The sequence below is a fragment of the Pelotomaculum schinkii genome (assembly GCF_004369205.1).
Taxonomy (GTDB): domain Bacteria; phylum Bacillota; class Desulfotomaculia; order Desulfotomaculales; family Pelotomaculaceae; genus Pelotomaculum_C; species Pelotomaculum_C schinkii.
In genome coordinates, this window is the sequence record NZ_QFGA01000001.1 from 2,175,357 (window position 1) to 2,191,166 (window position 15,810).

Sequence of the window (15,810 nt, forward strand, 5' to 3'; positions counted from 1 at the left end):
AGGCGTTGGGCATAGGTATTATACTGCATTCCTTATGGGTCTTTATTATGGCCACATATCTCGAATCAATGTCAGAGTTATAACAAGGTTTCTCTTATTACGCCTTACGCCTTACGCCCTACGACGCTTTTTTTCACGGCCCATTACCAAAAGGCTTTTGACATCAGGCCGGCCAGCGGGCGAACGGGGTTACCCAGACAGTCCATGGAACCGATTTGCCCGGCGATCAAGGCCGGAGCCGTTGTAGCCACCACCGGCAGTCCGAGGGTTTTAGCAGCCCTGGTAATAAGACCGGCGCCTTCCTGGACTACCTCGACAGTGGTCTCATCGCCCAGGTGCGTATTGTTGATAAGGCCGTCCACCTTTCCCATTTCCCTCACGTGCTCGACAATTTGTTCCATCCCGGAGGTCATGGGACGTGAGGTATTTACAACACAGATTATGTTCAGAAACGGATCTTCGGCGGCCCCTTCCAAAAGCTTGAGCGTCTTACTGCCTTCCACCCCATAACCGATGTCCAGGATAATATCGCCTGGCCGCCGTAGCGCCCACCTGGCCGCAGGCTTAATCGTCACGCCGGCCTCACCCAAACCCAACGTCTCTTTGGCTTCCCAGGCGATCACTTCAACACCACGGGCCATAAGCTCTTTTTGAACAGGCCGCAAAGTATAGCAGGGCTCCACAAGATCGAGGTCGACCAGGGTTACCTTCCTGCCCAGGCCGGCCAGTTCCAGCGCCCGGCTTAAAGCTGCTTCGCTCTTTCCCGCGGCATACTCACCGATATACGCTTCGACTATGCGGTCTTTGTTTATTATGCTCAAAACTCCTTTTTTTAAGCTAAAATACCCATAAAAAAAGAACAGTATCAACTGTTCCCCAGGTTTCCGGCAAACCCGCGTTTATTATTTAACCATTCCCCAACTGAAATTCTTCTAAACTAAAAAATATTTTAAATTTTTAACCTATAAATAAAACATTTAACAAGACCAGGAGTACTACTCCAGGCAGCTGGAGTATACCGGCAGTCAGAATGGTCAAGGGATTAATGGCGATGTGAAAGCCCAAATAACCGAACACCGCGTTGATGGCCAAAAGCAATGCGACCCCCAGGACGGTCCAGGCTGTCAGCCGGATTAAAAATTTTAAAGGGCGGAACAGCGCGGTTCCCACCAGGTAGAGCCCGAATAACCCGGCCAGTCCGATAATCACATATTTCCATTCCAAACGGAGCACCCCCCTTGCTCCATTATATGGCCCGAAATGAAAATTATTCCTATTTCATCTCCTGCCTGCCTTCCAGCGCCCTGCCCAGAGTTACCTCATCGGCGTACTCCAAATCGGCTCCCACGGGCAGGCCGTGGGCGAGCCTGGTCACGCGGATGCCAAGCGGCCTGATCAGACCGGACAAATAGAGGGCCGTGGCGTCACCTTCCACATTGGGGTTGGTGGCCAGGATCACCTCCTTTACTTCCCCGCCCGACAGGCGTTTCAGCAGGTTCCTGATGTTCAGTTGTTCCGGTCCCACCCCTTCCATCGGGGAGATGGCCCCATGCAGCACGTGATAAAGCCCCCTGAACCCCCTGGCTTTCTCCATCGAGGCCACGTCTCTGGGGCGCTCCACCACACAGATACTATCACGCCTGCGACGTTCATCCCCGCAGATAAAACAGGGGTCCACATCGGTCAGGTTGCCGCACAGGCTACAGTGGTGAATGGCATTTCTGGCTTCCTGCATGGCCTTGGCCAGGTTGGCGGCTACTTCGGGCGGGGCATGCAGGAGATGAAAGGCCAGGCGCTGGGCTGTTTTCGGGCCGATCCCCGGAAGTTTCCCCAGTTCATCAATAAGACGGGCGACCGGCTTGGCGTAGTAGTTCATCTACTATAGGCCGGGTATTTTAAGACCGCCGGTAAGTCTGCCCATTTCCTGGGACGCCATATCCTGCGCCTTCTTAAGAGCCTCATTGACAGCAGCGAGGACCAGGTCCTGCAACATTTCCACGTCTTCCGGGTCTACCGCCTCAGGCTTGATTTCTATTGCTGTAATTTCATTTTTACCGTTGGCCGTCACCCTGACCACGCCCCCGCCGGCTGTGCTCTCCACCGTGCGGTTGGCCAGTTCTTCCTGCAGCCTCATCATATCCTGCTGCATCTTCTGGACCTGCTTCATCATCTTGTTCATATTGCCACCCATTATTCAATCGTCCCCCTTTTATTTTCGTTTTAAAAGAGCTTGTCTGAACCTTCTTCGAGCTCTATTTCCTCTCCGCCAAACTGCTTTTTGACGTCTACTATGGCTGGTTTGGGCGCCTGCCTTGGCTCAGGTATACTTATCTTGCCCTGATAGTGTTTAAACACCAGCTGCCATTCTCCCTTGAAAAACCTGGAAAGGAGCCCGGCCAGATAATTTTTGTTGTCTGGAAGCTCTGCAATCTCTCTGCCCAATTCATCCCCCTCGGGGAAACCGACCACCAACCCCCGTCCCTTAACGGCAAGGGGAACGGCCTTCAAGTAATTGTGGTAAAGCGGCAGGCGCTCCTTCCGGACTACCTCTAAAATTTCCGGCCATAACTTCTTGACCTCTTCCAGGCCGACAAGTCCGCCTGCTTCGGGTTCCGGTTGTGTTGGCATATTCTGAACCGCTTCCTGTGAAGAAGGCGCAGGCTGATACGCAACCTTCGCCGGGACCGAACCCGGCCTTCCCTTCCGTTCTGCATGCAGGGGTGTACTGGATACACCGGCGTCCTTCTCCAAACCGGACGGATCCCGTTTTTTCAGTCCTGGTTCCATGGCTTTGCTGTTTGGCGCAGGTTCCCGGACCGGCCGCTCTCCATAAACAACCCCGTCCGCACCCAGCTTGCTTAGCTTCTCTTCCAAAGCGTTGAGTCTTGCGGTAAGAGAAGCCAAATCTTCCCCGCCGGCTTGCCGGCAGGCCTTGATCAGCGCCAGTTCCAGGGCAATACCGGGCAGGGTGCTCCACTTCATTTCCTGTTCTGCGGCAGCCATGATTTCAACTGACTTTACCAGTCTTTCTTCATTGAACTGCGCCATACAGGCTCTGAGCCCTGTGGTATCCCAGGCCTCTTGCGCATTTGAACCCGGCGCTATTTTTTCTAATAGAAGAGCTCTCAAGTAGGCCGCCATTTCCCTGGCAAAAAGGCGCAAGTCCTTCCCCTCGGCTGTTAGCTGGCCAGCCAGGCGGAGCGCCGCGCCCGCTTCACCGGCAGCCAGGTAACCCGCCATCTTGTTTAGGGCATCCACCCGCACGGTCCCCAGGAGGTTGTGAACGTCCTCTGCTGTTATGGTCAATGACCCGAAAGCCGCGGCCTGGTCCAGCAGACTGAGGGCATCCCGCAGCCCGCCCTCGGCGGCCCTGGCAATGAGGCGAAGCGCCTCATCCTCCACCTCCAGTTGTGCGCCGGCAGCTACTTCCTTAAGCCTCCCGATTATGCCGGCGGGAGTGATCCGTTTAAAATCAAAGCGCTGGCAGCGGGACAAAATAGTCAGCGGTATTTTATGCGGCTCGGTTGTGGCCAGGATCAGCACCGCATGACGGGGAGGCTCCTCCAGCGTCTTTAAGAGCGCGTTGAAGGCCTCGTTGGTGAGCATATGCACTTCATCAATGATGTAAACTCTGAAACGTCCGGTGCTTGGGGTGAACTGAACCTTCTCACGCAAGTCCCGGATTTCGTCGATACCCCGGTTGGAAGCCGCATCTATTTCAATAACGTCAACGGAAAACCCCTCCGTGACAGCAATGCAGTTGTCACAGCGATTGCAGGGCTCGGGACCCACCGGCTGCAGGCAGTTCAAGGCCTTGGCCAGCACCTTGGCGGTGGTCGTTTTACCGGTGCCCCTGGCGCCGCAAAAAAGATAGGCGTGTCCCACCCGCCCGGCCTCCACCGCGTTCTTAAGCGTACGGGTTATGTGATCCTGACCGATTATCGCGCCGAAGGCCTGGGGCCTCCATTCCCGGTACAATGCCCGATATGCCATCATCAAATTCCTTTCCAGTCCATCCACCCTGAGAATAATGTTCTGGGCTGTCTTTAAATGTGAGTGCGGATTAACATGAACATAGTTTTGCATTCAATATAAATTTGAGTGTATCGCAATGGTAAAGGTCATTGTTAACTGGTTCTCGAAAAGCCTCATGCGTAGTGGGCTTGGGGTTATCCTCCGCTCTCTTCGCAATTCTACATTTGTAAAACAAGAGCGTATGCCGACCGCATCGACAGACAGCCATCCGGTAGCTACGCGCTATTTAAGCTTTGACTTTTAAGCTACGCACGCGCTAAGGAACGCACCCAGGTGCAGGCTTATACTGCATTTCTTACCGGTCAGTCGTAGGGCGTAGGCTTATACTGACTTGTATCTGGGTCAGGCGTAGGGTGTAAGGTTATTAAAAAAGGTAGGGGGATGAGCCCCTGCTATTATTTTTTACGCCTTACGCCTTACGCCTTACGACCTACGGCTATTTTTTACCCCAAGCCCGCAAGTCAAGCCTTTTCGAGCGATATTCTTGAGACAGGTGAGGCAAATGTCGAGACAGATGCCTCCCATTGTATTTATTCTGCCTATATACTTCGTCGCTCAAACCCATTTCCCTGTTCGGTAATAATTATGTTTAAGCCCGGCCAAGCTAAACCAGGAGGTGTTTAAGGTTAGTGAGCCCGCACTTCAAAACGAGGCTCCCAAATACTACGGCCACGGCGCCGTTTACGTGAACAACAAAAAACACCGGGAAGAAGAACAGGAAGAAAATTTAGGGTATTAAAAAACCGCCTGCCAAGTTGGAGGCGGTTAATAAATGAAGGCCATGCACCTGCCTTCGAATATTAGCTTCCGGGCGGTACACCCGCAGGTGGCTCGGACCAGGCACTCTCGCGGCACCCGGGGTATTTCCCTTAGTGCTGCTTCCGTCAGGACCTGACACGGTTCAAGAAGCCCCGTCGCACGAGACCCAATCTTCAACGCTCCTTACGGCTGCCGGACCCCACAAGCTAAACCCTGGGGCGGGAATTCAACCCCGCTGCAGCGGATTGCGGGTACAGGGCACCGCTACCTCCCCGTCTAGCACGGCCAACTCTGTAAAGTTTGGGGACAGGCCTGCCGTTTTGTAAGCAAACAGCAGCTGTACTAAGAAGGTAAATTTATGGCGGAGAGAGTGAGATTCGAACTCACGAGACAGTTACCCGTCCACACGCTCTCCAGGCGTGCGCCTTCATCCACTCGGCCATCTCTCCGTGCACTACGTCTGATGCCGGGCCAAGCCCGAAAAGCTAGCCGCGCTTGCGCCCAATGTATTCATCTAAACCGCAAGCAACACTGCGGCGTAGATTATTATACATGTAAATGCGATTAAATGCAAGCGTTTTGGGACATGAGACGTGGGACGTGGGTATATCTGTATTTCTTTGGGGTCCGAATGAATCAACCATTATTTTTCAATCGCAAGCCGCAAAAAATTAGCGCCTACATTTTCCCTCTCCTGAAAATGCAGGTGTAAATTCATTCGCACAAAAGTTGCATTAGATGCCCAAGTGCGGCGCTGACGCGCCGTGTGCGATTGAAATGGCGCCTACATCGGCTGGTATTTTCATGATACGTGGCGCCGCGATAGCGGCGTGAGCAACTACCCTGAAAACATGCACAAAGCGCTTCCCATATGTAAGGTACAAATTCGCGCGACCCAATAGAAAAGTACTATGAAAATGACTAAGTAGAAGTCCATTAAGACTGCTTGGCAGATTGTCTATTCTATTCAGGCAAAGGCTGCTGCCGGTCATACTGCAGGATATCATTGATTCGTTTCATGGCGGGTGGGTGGCTGTAGCTGAACCACTCCACAAATGGCGCCGGGGCCACGTCTGAAAGGTTCCTGCCAGCCAGGTCCACCTGCAGGTGTACTGCTCCGGCCGGGTCGCCGGTCAGTTCCACCGCCATGCGGTCGGCCTCTTTTTCCATTCCCCTTGAAAAATAATTCTGGAGGGGATTGCCGGCAAAACCAACCAGCAAAAAGAACAACAGTATTACCGCCCAGGTGTGCGGCGGATAACGCAAGTACGGCGGCAGGGTCGCTCTCAGTGTCAAAAAGAGGACACCCCAGAGTACGATATTGCCGAGAATACCCCAGGTTAAACCTCGCGTTATATGACCCAGCCGCCAGTGCGCCATCTCGTGGGCCACCACCGCCTTCACCTCATCAGGCGGATAATCAGCCAGCAGGGTATCGTAAAGTACAATACGCCTGGTTTGCCCCACCCCGGCAAAATAGGCGTTGGCACGGATGGTGCGCCGGCTGGCGTCCATAATCAGCACTTGGTCCACCGGCAGCCGGGCTTTTTGCGACAGTTCCTGGACCATGGTTACCAGCTCCGGGTCCCCGGCCGGGACAAAACGGTTGAAAAGCGGCGATACCACCACCGGCCAGATCAAGGATTGAACTATCAACCAGGCTGAGACAAACGCAGCTCCGGCGACCCACCAAGTCCCCGGCCACCTTCCCATTGCCAGAAACAGCAAGACCACTCCCACTGCGGAAAGAGCCAGGTCCAGCCCCGCTCCCTTCAAGTAATCGAACCACCAGGAGCCAAGGCTCTGGGTGGAAAATCCCCAGTGCTGCTGCCAAAAATAACTGCTGGAAAGAGTAAATGGCAGGTCTAACAGGCGCAACAGCAGCCATAACACCACAAAGAACAGCAAAACGCCCCCCCAGTAACTTCCACCGGCAACCTGTTGAGCCCACCGGGACAGTGAGACAGCCCGGCCGCCAAAGACCAGCCAGATCAGAAAGACCGCCTGTACCAGGAAGCTGCCGGCAGACAACAGGTTTGGTATCCTGTTGTACTGGCGGCCGCGGGCTACCTGATCCGGGCTGAAGTACTGCAAAACCTCCGGATTTATGCGTCCGGGGAAGAGGGAGAACCAGAGGTATAAGAGGCTGAAGACCCCAGCCAGTAATATCAGTATAAGCCAGATATGATTAAATCGAGGCAGACTTCCACACCCCCAATTGGGTCGTAAGGTCGTAAGGCGCAAAAAAATATCTCATGACATTGTTCAAAAAACATGGCTACTCAAAAAAATACCCACAGGGAATGAATTATATCCATACGGCGTACGACCTACGACTATATATGTCTACACCTTATACTTTAGACCATATTTACCTGGGTCCTGCAACTTGAGCTGCCTGTGCCCAACGACTTGCAGCTTACAGCCGCTATGTACTATTAACTTTCACCGCCTTACTTATGATTATCCCATATTAAATTTAAAAGGAGAAGGCTCAGGCCTTCTCCCTTAGTAAAGCAACCATCCTTACAGCTTACTGTTCCCGCTTCCCAGTCTGAATACCGATCTTTTGAAGACGCTCTTCAAACCTGACTCATCAACGGAACGACTGTGATAGGTTACGCTCTAAATCCTCCTTGGCGCTTAAATACACAAATAACCTTTCTTTGGAATCCCTAAAAGCACTGATTTGAGACTGAAAAAACACTACCCTATAGACTGGTCTACTTCTTGCAACAAACACTCGAAAATACTCCGACGTCTTGCAATACAGTGCAACCTGAGTCACTGTAAGGATGGTGCTTAAATAAAGAATAGCATAAAAATCAGTTTTCTTCAAGGCTACTTACGAAAATTATCCTGCTGAATATATAAAAAAATTTTTGACATTGCCATCCCCATATCGACACTTCTCATATTTTTTCTCCACTACCATGTTAAAAATACGACAACAAGAGCGTTGCAAAGGGCCCCGCACATTGAAAATACCTGTTTTTTAGGCCTTGGAAATAGCCAAAGAAAATTCCCGGGGGATGACAGATCCCGACATGCTTCACTTTACCTTGGTAGTATACTAGATTCATGACGAAAGTCCAAGCCCCTCAATTCCCTCCTTCCACACGGATAGGATGGAGCCAAAGACATATTTGACCTTAGGTCAAAATCGTATAACACCTCATTAGAACACAAACAATGAAATAAGTCACTTAATTATCATCTAAGGAGGTAGACCCAGTTATGGCCCGTGTTTTGATAATGGAGGATGAACCTAATATTGCTTTTGTACTTAAGATTGCCATGAGCGAAGAGGGACATGAGGTCAGAACCTGCCAGGACGGCTTGTGCGGATTACAGCAACTGGAAAAAGGCCCCCTCCCCGACATCGTGCTTGTTGATCTCTGCATGCCCCGGGTAAGCGGCCGCGCTGTGGTGGAGACCATGCATAAAAATCAAAAGTTTCAAGAAATCCCGGTGGTAATTATGTCCGGCTCTATTCCTGATTCAAGAAACTTCCCACCTGCCAACAGCTACCGTACGTTAATCACCAAGCCCTTCGACCTGTTTAAGGTGGTGGAAATCGTTAATGAACTGACCACTTCACAATGCCTGGCCGTTAGTTGAGCAGGACGCAATAAGCAGGCTGTCTGCAGTAATTTCTTAATCAGCGGTTACGGTTAGGCCCATATTTTCCAGACCTTCCACCAACTGCCGGCCGACAGACGTGGCCAGCCTTAATTTAATTTTAGCCTGCTTATTTTCTTTGACGTGATATATGGTTTCTTTGACCCGCACCCCGGCGCTGCTGAGCAGTTGGTGCACATCTGCCAGCAGGCCCGGCCGGTCCATGGTCTCTATAATCAGGATGGTACCCGTCAGGTCGTATTCCCGGCACTTGACCATGGCGTCAAAGATATTGGTAATAGAGATAATGCCCGCCAAACGGTCCCCATCCAACACCGGAACGCTCCCAAGTTTGTGCTCCCTTAAGTACACGGCGGCTTCCTCAATAGTCGTGTCCGGCGTCAAAGCAAGGGGAAACCCGGACATAATCTCTGATACCTTTAATTTTTCAAGAAAATACCTGGTTTCAAAAACATTAAGCGAACTGACCGGTGACGGAGAAACTTTTAGAATTTGCTTTTCTGTCACCATGCCAACCAGCTTGTCCCCGGAGACAACAGGCAACTGTCTAATTTTTTTTGTTTCCATAATCTCCAGCGCTTCGGCAACAGAGCTGTCCATGCCGATTGTAATAGGCGCCGCCAACATATAATCACGTACAAACAAAGTCTAACCCCCAAACTACAAAAAAATCTTTTTAATCAATGCTCTTTTTTCTATATGTGTTTTAAAAATACTCTATGGTGACTTTTTTACCAATACTCAACAGCATTTCGGCCACATCTCTGACCGTCTGGTTTTTCATAACACAGGACAGAGGAAAGCCTGGATAATGCATGGCCTGGTTTACTGCCAGTCCGACAATGAAATGCACTTCATCAGCCTGCAAAAATTCGGAGACCAGCTGACTGGCGCCGTCCAGGGCCTGATTTACATCTCTTAACTTGACCCCTTTCTTTAAAAATTGCAACGCACAATAAAGTGTGATGGCGCCCTCGGTAACCAGATCTATCCCTTGCATGAAACCGGTGGGAGGCACTTCTTCCGAGCTGCCGGCCAGGTTGACCTCCACTTTTTTACCCGTTATACGGCTGACTATCTTACTGGTGGTCCCGCCGCATACCACCTTTTTACCACCTGCTGCCAGAAGCTTCGCAATCGCTTTGCGATCATCGGCAGGATTGCGCGGAGGACCGACAAGCGCTGTAACAGTGCGCAATTTTCTATACTTGACAGCCACCACGCTTACGTCGTCACCCGGTTTGCCCCCATAGAGCTCATTGCACTTTTTTATAACCTCAAGGGCCAAATCAGCCGCGTCATAACCCTTCGCGGCCAGGTCCTTAATGTGCTTGCCGACCTCCAGTTCGCCCCAACCGAGGTTCAACACCCCCCCCAGGCCGGCGTGGAGCACGCCGTCGCTGATCAGGACCAGCCAGTTGCCTTCCTCCAGCTTAAAGCGGGCTTCAGCTATTTCTTTATCACCTATCCTGCGCCGGTCTCTGTTAAGGTAGTAAAGAGAACCTTTCTTTCCCAAGTAAGCGTGCGGGTTGTCAAACTCAGCCAGGTAAGCCTGCCCGTTATTGTCGATCTGCAGGATTGAAAAGGTGCTATAGGCCAGTTTCCTGACCTTGCACATCGGCAGGGTTACAGCAATTGTTTCCAAAACCTCATCTACACTGCACCCCATCTTCAGCATCGTGGCAGCAGTTTTTGCCGTAATCCTGGAAAGAATATTGGCTTTCACACCGCTTCCCAGGCCGTCGGCAAGTACAATAACCGTTACATCATCCGAGCGGAGTGTCTCAACGGAATCCCCGCAGAGCTCCTCCCCTTTTTTATTCAACTGGGAGTACCCTATATCCAGATAGAAGGACACTTGTTACTCCTTCCTTTCCTTTTCCTCAACGCCGTCTTCTTTCATGAGGTTAATTAACTGATTGAGTTGGACCTTGGTCTCGGCTGTGGTTTCACCTAAAAGACCGGCGATAACCTGGGCCACGGTCATTTGTTTTTTGATTACCTCCCGTGCCCTTTGGATCGTTTGGGTTTTTACCAACTGCAGTTCTTTCTGTTTCCTCAATTCAGCTGTAATATCTGTAAATATGCCTACGGCCCTGTTGCCCAGCGGGAAAATGATCTGCCTGGTAACCATTTTGTTGCTTAAATAGCAAATTGAAGATTTTACTATGGTCATTTCTTTAAAAACTCGTATGAATTCCGAAGGATCAATCAATTTATCGAGTTTCTGACCAATGACGCTGCCGGCGCAGTCAAATATTTTTTCAGCAGCAGGGTTGATCTCCTGGATGGTGAGGTCCTCACCAACAATAATCACCCCGTCGGAGAGGGCGTGTAAAACCATATTGGAAAGGGATTCCGCCCTTTTTCTCATAAAAGGTATGCACATCTGTGGTTCAGCCTTGCCCTGATATACTGCTATAGCCTTTTCCCGGCAGGTGTCAAAACCGCAGGCGCCGCAATTCAATTCATCCCCGGGCTCAAACTTATCTGACATGGCCAGAATATCTTTTATTTGTCCCTCGTCCGGAACGGGCAGGTTCACTTTTCTGTCCCGGTATTTCCGGTACAAGAGGTCCGCCGGCATGGAAAGTTTTTCCATCCTATGGTTTAGTGGCTGTTCCCACTGCACGTTATAGCTGTAGTAGTCCATCAGTTTTATTCTTTTCAAATAAATATCGTCGGCAGAAGCCGCACAGGGACCGCCCAGGCAGCCCCCGCTGCAGGCCAGAAGCTCAGTAAAACCAGGCCTTTGTTCTATTGTCGCGGGGGTAAAATTTTTAAAAAGAGTAGTGCAGTTGTCCAGACCGGACACAGCCTGAACGCCTCTATCTATAATGTCGGTGCTCATGTAGCTGGCCAGGAGCTGCCCGCCCTCAACGGGAAACAAGCGGGCGGGACCGGGTGTATACCCGTCGAAACCTGCTTTTGGGATTTCTTTCAAATCAACGTTTTCCTCTTTGATCCAGTCCCATACCTCATTAAAGCCCAGGACGTAATCAACCGCATCCCTGACTTCCTCAGACATTGCTTCCCCTATTTTAGCAATGCACGGCCCGATGAAAACCACAGTACAGCCGGGGAACCGGGTTTTCAGATACCGCCCGTGAGCAACCATGGGAGATACCAGCGGGGATAGATATGGAATAAGGTGCGGATAGTATTGCTCAACCAGGTTTACCACGACAGGGCAGGCACTGGAGATAACCGGGCCCGGAGCATTTAACTGCCGGTGCTCAAGCGCAATCAGCTCGGCTCCGACAGCTGTTTGCCCGACATAGGAAAACCCCAGACGTCTGAGCAGTGAAGGAAAAAGGCCGGGATCATCCAGCGGTATGGCAGATGGAAAGGAAGGAGCGACACTGGCAACGACCATGCCGGACTCACTGTTCAGCAGTTCCTTGACTTTCTCAAGTAAACTTACGACAACCTTGGCCTTTTGCGGACAAATTGATGTACACAGGCCGTCATGGATGCAGCTTTCATCTAAAACCTTGACATGTACCTGGGATTCATCCTGATTGCTTTTAATGGAAATAGCCTTAACCGGGCAGTGACGCACACATTTGTAACAGTCACGGCACTTGGCGTCGTTAGTTTTAATTAAGTTCATGTTTTCTCCACCCCGTATAATACTGCAAAAACTTCCTTTTCAAATAGTCCGGTAACATTATCGATTGATACCCCTGTGAAAATCTTATCACCAATCATTACGGTAGAGCCTTCATTGCAGCGTTCCAAACAGAAATTACCCTTGAGTGTAACCAGGTCTTCAAGCTTATAATGTTTAATTAACTGCTCTATTTCTGCTATAACTTTTTTTGAACCGCGCAGAAAACAGGAACTACCGACACAAACCTGTATGGTAAGCATCAAATCACCCCGCAATCTATTAAATCATCGTTAATCGACAGAAATTAATTGCTCATTACTTGCAGATGACTTAAAATTGTGCTTTTTTATCACTTGTATATTTTCAGGATAAAAACACTAGATTTTGATTAAATAAATACTGGTAAATACTATGGACTATAATATCAGTTTACCACAGTAAAGTTCATCCTTGTACAAAAAAGATCAAAAGATTTTGCCGTTAATTTTTGAGAAGGAAGGAACGGTTTGTGTTGCTTCAGGAGCTGGAAATAAATACTCCAGTTGGTTTCGTACCCCGCTTCAGGACAAGCTATTGTTCTTTGACAGGATCAAAATAAAGAATTTTTTTCTTTCAAGTTATTTGGGGCATAGAGCCCTTGCGGGCCGGCATACTGCTGATACCCTTTGCGGCAGCGATGATGATTATCGCTCCCGTGAGCGGTTTTTTATCCGACCGTTATGGTTCACGGGAACTCAGCTCACTTGGCCTGGCAGTGTCCGCCCTGGGTCTTTGGGGCCTCACCAGGCTTCAGGCAAACACCACCATGGGCGAGGTCATCATCTGGCTCATCGTTATGGGTTTGGGCTCGGGCTTCTTCTTTTCACCGAATACCAACGCGATTATGGGAGCTGTGGCCCCGGAAAGACGCGGCATCGCAGCAGGCACCCGTACCATGATGAATAACGCCGGAGCTGTAGTCAGTATCGCGCTGGGCCTGGCTATGACCGCCTCCAGCATGTCCCCGGAAGCTTTGCGCGGGCTTTTTGCCGGAACTCATGTTGATATGCAGGGGATAGTAACCGCTGAATTTATTCTCGGGCTGCACCGGACCTTCTGGGTATCCTTTATTATCAGCGTAATCGCAACCATAGTAGCACTCATGCGGGGCTCCCATAACCTCTATACGGAAAAGGCCGGTTCTTAAGCTCGAAAACAAAACTATAACCCTTTCGGCATACCATAAAAAAAAGAGAAGTCCTCCATATGGAGGATAATTAATAAATAATATAAGTAGGAACCGTTCTTTCATCCACTAGAGGTCATATTAAATAAGTCTTGGCATATTCCAGCCATTGAGCCCAAAGAAGATCTCCTCCGGCGGGATTTTAAGGTCGTCAAATACCAGAGGCTCGATATTTTGTCCCAGCAGTTTATCATTATCATCCGCCTGCTGCAGCAAAGCACACCATTGGTATTCAACTCCATCAGGTGACACCAAATCAAAAGATCTGCCATACCAATAAGTGTCTGCGAAAATATTATCATTATGATCCAAACCTATCCAAGCTATTTTAGGCATAAAAGCCTGTAAGTACGCAATACAACATTTATTATAATATCCCATCATGTTGTCTGGTACGGGAGCATTGGGATCACTATTGTCGCCATCTTTAATAATTTCACTTACATCCCACACACCGGAACGTGTAAGCATACCGCTTAAAGCAAGCGCTCCCAGTTCAGACGTGGACTGGTATTGATACTGACTGATCAGGTCAAGTGTAGACGCAAAAACAGGACCTAAAGTCTTCTCTAAATCAGCATATACAATGGAAATGGTAAAGTGCTGGTCATTTATTTTCACATCCCAGCCTTGTTCCATTGACGCAAAGAGAGACAGTAAAATTCCCACACCACCGGCTGCTGCGGCAATTACACCTGCCGGCAAGGCGACAGCGCTCAGCACGGCAGCTACACCCGTAGCCACAGAGCCCACCTCTCCGAAAACTGCGCCTGCTATGGTTAACCCGTTTACCAGGCCCGCCTGCTTTTGAATTGGGGTGGCCGTGCTGGGAATCTGCAAATAGTTGCTGACATAGTTTAAAGCATGCTGGCTTACTCCGTCTCTAAGATCGGTAAGGTCTGTCATACCTTGCCACAGGCTTATATTGCTCACAAGGTTATATAGCTCAAACCATATCTCATCCTGAACAGCATCCCAGGCTGCTTGATTAAACCCTTCAGGCATTGCAACTTCCATAACCGCGCTAAGATAGGCTGCTGCCTGCGCGGCAGAAGTATTTGGGTACCTTGCGCGTATGTCATAAACTTCTGATGGGGCAGGATTACCATAGCCTTCAATCAATTGTTTACTTATGATATTGTAAGCCGACAACTCATCACCCGTATATGACGGGAACGGCAAGGACGGTTGGTCAAGTACCCCTATGCCCAGTCTCCTGTAAAAAAATTTCCCGGAGCTCTCATGAAACTGAAATAATATATTTGTCGCAGTTAGCGGAAGAGCAATCCTATCTTCATAGGCCGGCACCTCATCATTTCCTGACGGATTGACACTGAAAGGATCATACCACTTTATTTCACCTGTCGGGGTGCCGTCAGGTCCGTCAAGCAATAACAACTTTCCGTCTTTTTTTATCCATAATGCGCCGTCAGGAGTAGCATAAGCTTTATCATAATAATTAAATCCAGTCTCATAAATTATGGTAGTATCTTGTGGGGTTTCAACATTAGCCCGGTAAAGCGTTCCCTGCTTATCATAGGTAATATAATAGTATTGAGGATTATCGTTATCACCATTCCATGTAACTGCAGCAAGGGTGTTAACCGTCTGAAAACACTTGTTCCAGTTTTTAATATCAGCTACATCGGCGCAATATATATAGTTTTCCAGGGTACTAATCCACACCTTGCCATTTTGCGTCCAAACCCCCAAAATATTATCCGAGGGAGTTTTAACATTTACAAAACTCCCCGTATTGAAATCCACTTGGACCAAAGGACCCGGTTCACGGATCACATTGTTTATAAAAAATACTCCGGATGTCGAATATGCAGACATTAAACCGACAGATATTCCATCAGGTATCTTAAGACTTCTTTTTTTCTGCAAACTGTAATCAAGCATGTACAACTCTGGATAATAAATCATAAAGATTGAAATATTACCGTTTGAAGGGTCCTGGGGAGATACGCATGCGTTGTTAAAGAATCCGTCAACAGGTATACTTACCTCTACTAAAGCCGACTTAATAATACGATCCCGTGTCAGTTTGAGCCAAGGCCTACACTTAAAACTATCCGGCAACGAAGGGATAGCTTTCACCCTATTGCTTTCTTCCGTACATTCGCTAACCATTGAATCACCTCCTGAAGATTAGTATGCAAATTCCACATGAATAGCCTAAACCGTCATTGCAATCAACAACTTTAGTCCTTGAGATTAATATTTTTCCATTGTTTAAATTAAATTCTTTGTGCATCATTAATTCCCTTTTGGGGTTATTCAATAACTTTTCGACAATATTTAATATTATCAGACATAAAAGCCTGGGCTTTAACTCTCCCCAACCATTTCTGAAAAATGGCAAAACAAGGCCTTTCAACTTTACAAAACCCTGATAGACTATGATCATTTCTAAAATACAAACGGGACTTCGTCAAAATCGATCTTTCTCACAATTAATTTAATCCCAGTTAGAATGCTATTAAATATTCAGCGGTTTCATTGTTCCCGTTCAGCCCCCCCGCTGTTAACA

15 protein-coding genes, 1 tRNA gene and 1 other RNA gene are annotated in these 15,810 nt (G+C 49.1%); 2 read left to right on the forward strand and 15 right to left on the reverse strand.

What is annotated here, in order from left to right; genetic code table 11:
- Nucleotides 1-143: 143 nt before the first annotated feature.
- From Psch_RS10130 to Psch_RS10165, 9 genes are all read right to left on the reverse strand, one after another.
- Nucleotides 144-821 carry a hypothetical protein gene (locus Psch_RS10130; protein ID WP_243124004.1) on the reverse strand — a complete coding sequence of 226 codons (678 nt, stop codon included), beginning with the start codon at nt 819-821 and terminating at the stop codon, nt 144-146.
- A gap of 136 nt (nt 822-957) precedes the next feature.
- A complete protein-coding gene (locus tag Psch_RS10135) occupies nt 958-1,224 on the reverse strand; it encodes a pro-sigmaK processing inhibitor BofA family protein (RefSeq protein WP_190240081.1) in 267 nt (88 codons plus the stop codon).
- 49 nt (nt 1,225-1,273) lie between these two features.
- On the reverse strand, nt 1,274-1,876 hold the full coding sequence (gene recR / locus Psch_RS10140) for a recombination mediator RecR (RefSeq protein ID WP_190240082.1): 603 nt from the start codon (nt 1,874-1,876) through the stop codon (nt 1,274-1,276).
- Nucleotides 1,877-1,879: 3 nt separating this feature from the next.
- The gene (locus Psch_RS10145; protein ID WP_134219527.1) at nt 1,880-2,194 is read right to left on the reverse strand and encodes a YbaB/EbfC family nucleoid-associated protein; all 315 of its coding nucleotides are present in this window, start codon (nt 2,192-2,194) and stop codon (nt 1,880-1,882) included.
- A gap of 26 nt (nt 2,195-2,220) precedes the next feature.
- Nucleotides 2,221-3,996 (reverse strand): DNA polymerase III subunit gamma/tau, encoded by a 1,776-nt coding sequence (dnaX, locus tag Psch_RS10150; protein WP_243124005.1) that lies wholly within the window; start codon nt 3,994-3,996, stop codon nt 2,221-2,223.
- Nucleotides 3,997-4,814: 818 nt separating this feature from the next.
- Nucleotides 4,815-5,079: signal recognition particle sRNA large type (ffs, locus tag Psch_RS10155), an RNA gene on the reverse strand.
- A gap of 74 nt (nt 5,080-5,153) precedes the next feature.
- Nucleotides 5,154-5,243: transfer RNA gene (locus Psch_RS10160), tRNA-Ser, on the reverse strand.
- A gap of 285 nt (nt 5,244-5,528) precedes the next feature.
- The gene (locus Psch_RS21390; RefSeq protein ID WP_282432443.1) at nt 5,529-5,651 is read right to left on the reverse strand and encodes a hypothetical protein; all 123 of its coding nucleotides are present in this window, start codon (nt 5,649-5,651) and stop codon (nt 5,529-5,531) included.
- 106 nt (nt 5,652-5,757) lie between these two features.
- Nucleotides 5,758-6,966 (reverse strand): M48 family metallopeptidase, encoded by a 1,209-nt coding sequence (locus Psch_RS10165; protein ID WP_190240294.1) that lies wholly within the window; start codon nt 6,964-6,966, stop codon nt 5,758-5,760.
- Between the two features lie 1,065 nt (nt 6,967-8,031).
- On the opposite strand from Psch_RS10165, the gene Psch_RS10170 reads away from it, so the two are divergent.
- Nucleotides 8,032-8,415, forward strand: a complete 384-nt coding sequence (locus Psch_RS10170; protein WP_190240084.1) for a response regulator — start codon at nt 8,032-8,034, stop codon at nt 8,413-8,415.
- Between the two features lie 36 nt (nt 8,416-8,451).
- Here the strand turns inward: Psch_RS10170 and Psch_RS10175 are convergent, their stop codons facing one another.
- The 4 genes from Psch_RS10175 to Psch_RS10190 form a co-directional block, all read right to left on the reverse strand.
- Complete coding sequence (locus Psch_RS10175; protein WP_134219524.1) at nt 8,452-9,081, reverse strand: CBS domain-containing protein; 630 nt, start codon at nt 9,079-9,081, stop codon at nt 8,452-8,454.
- A 61-nt stretch (nt 9,082-9,142) separates the two neighbouring features.
- Entirely contained in the window at nt 9,143-10,294 is a 1,152-nt protein-coding gene (locus Psch_RS10180) for a SpoIIE family protein phosphatase (RefSeq protein WP_190240085.1), read from the reverse strand.
- Between the two features lie 3 nt (nt 10,295-10,297).
- Nucleotides 10,298-12,049, reverse strand: a complete 1,752-nt coding sequence (locus Psch_RS10185; protein WP_190240086.1) for a [Fe-Fe] hydrogenase large subunit C-terminal domain-containing protein — start codon at nt 12,047-12,049, stop codon at nt 10,298-10,300.
- Nucleotides 12,046-12,309, reverse strand: a complete 264-nt coding sequence (locus Psch_RS10190; RefSeq protein ID WP_190240087.1) for a (2Fe-2S) ferredoxin domain-containing protein — start codon at nt 12,307-12,309, stop codon at nt 12,046-12,048. The genes Psch_RS10185 and Psch_RS10190 overlap by 4 nt, the downstream gene beginning before the upstream one ends.
- A gap of 368 nt (nt 12,310-12,677) precedes the next feature.
- Here Psch_RS10190 and Psch_RS10195 point away from each other — a divergent pair, with 368 nt between their 5' ends.
- Nucleotides 12,678-13,235, forward strand: a complete 558-nt coding sequence (locus Psch_RS10195; RefSeq protein WP_345789075.1) for an MFS transporter — start codon at nt 12,678-12,680, stop codon at nt 13,233-13,235.
- Between the two features lie 120 nt (nt 13,236-13,355).
- Here the strand turns inward: Psch_RS10195 and Psch_RS10200 are convergent, their stop codons facing one another.
- Together Psch_RS10200 and Psch_RS10205 are read right to left on the reverse strand one after the other, a co-directional pair.
- On the reverse strand, nt 13,356-15,410 hold the full coding sequence (locus Psch_RS10200; RefSeq protein WP_190240088.1) for a hypothetical protein: 2,055 nt from the start codon (nt 15,408-15,410) through the stop codon (nt 13,356-13,358).
- 4 nt (nt 15,411-15,414) lie between these two features.
- A complete protein-coding gene (locus Psch_RS10205; RefSeq protein WP_190240089.1) occupies nt 15,415-15,657 on the reverse strand; it encodes a hypothetical protein in 243 nt (80 codons plus the stop codon).
- Between the last annotated feature and the right edge of the window lie 153 nt (nt 15,658-15,810).

Coding starts and splice junctions, on each gene's coding strand:
- Psch_RS10185 (WP_190240086.1), bottom strand. CDS start 12,049: ATGAACTTAATTAAAACTAACGACGCCAAGTGCCGTGACTGTTACAAA.
- Psch_RS10170 (WP_190240084.1), top strand. CDS start 8,032: ATGGCCCGTGTTTTGATAATGGAGGATGAACCTAATATTGCTTTTGTA.
- Psch_RS10190 (WP_190240087.1), bottom strand. CDS start 12,309: ATGCTTACCATACAGGTTTGTGTCGGTAGTTCCTGTTTTCTGCGCGGT.
- Psch_RS10200 (WP_190240088.1), bottom strand. CDS start 15,410: ATGGTTAGCGAATGTACGGAAGAAAGCAATAGGGTGAAAGCTATCCCT.
- dnaX (WP_243124005.1), bottom strand. CDS start 3,996: ATGATGGCATATCGGGCATTGTACCGGGAATGGAGGCCCCAGGCCTTC.
- recR (WP_190240082.1), bottom strand. CDS start 1,876: ATGAACTACTACGCCAAGCCGGTCGCCCGTCTTATTGATGAACTGGGG.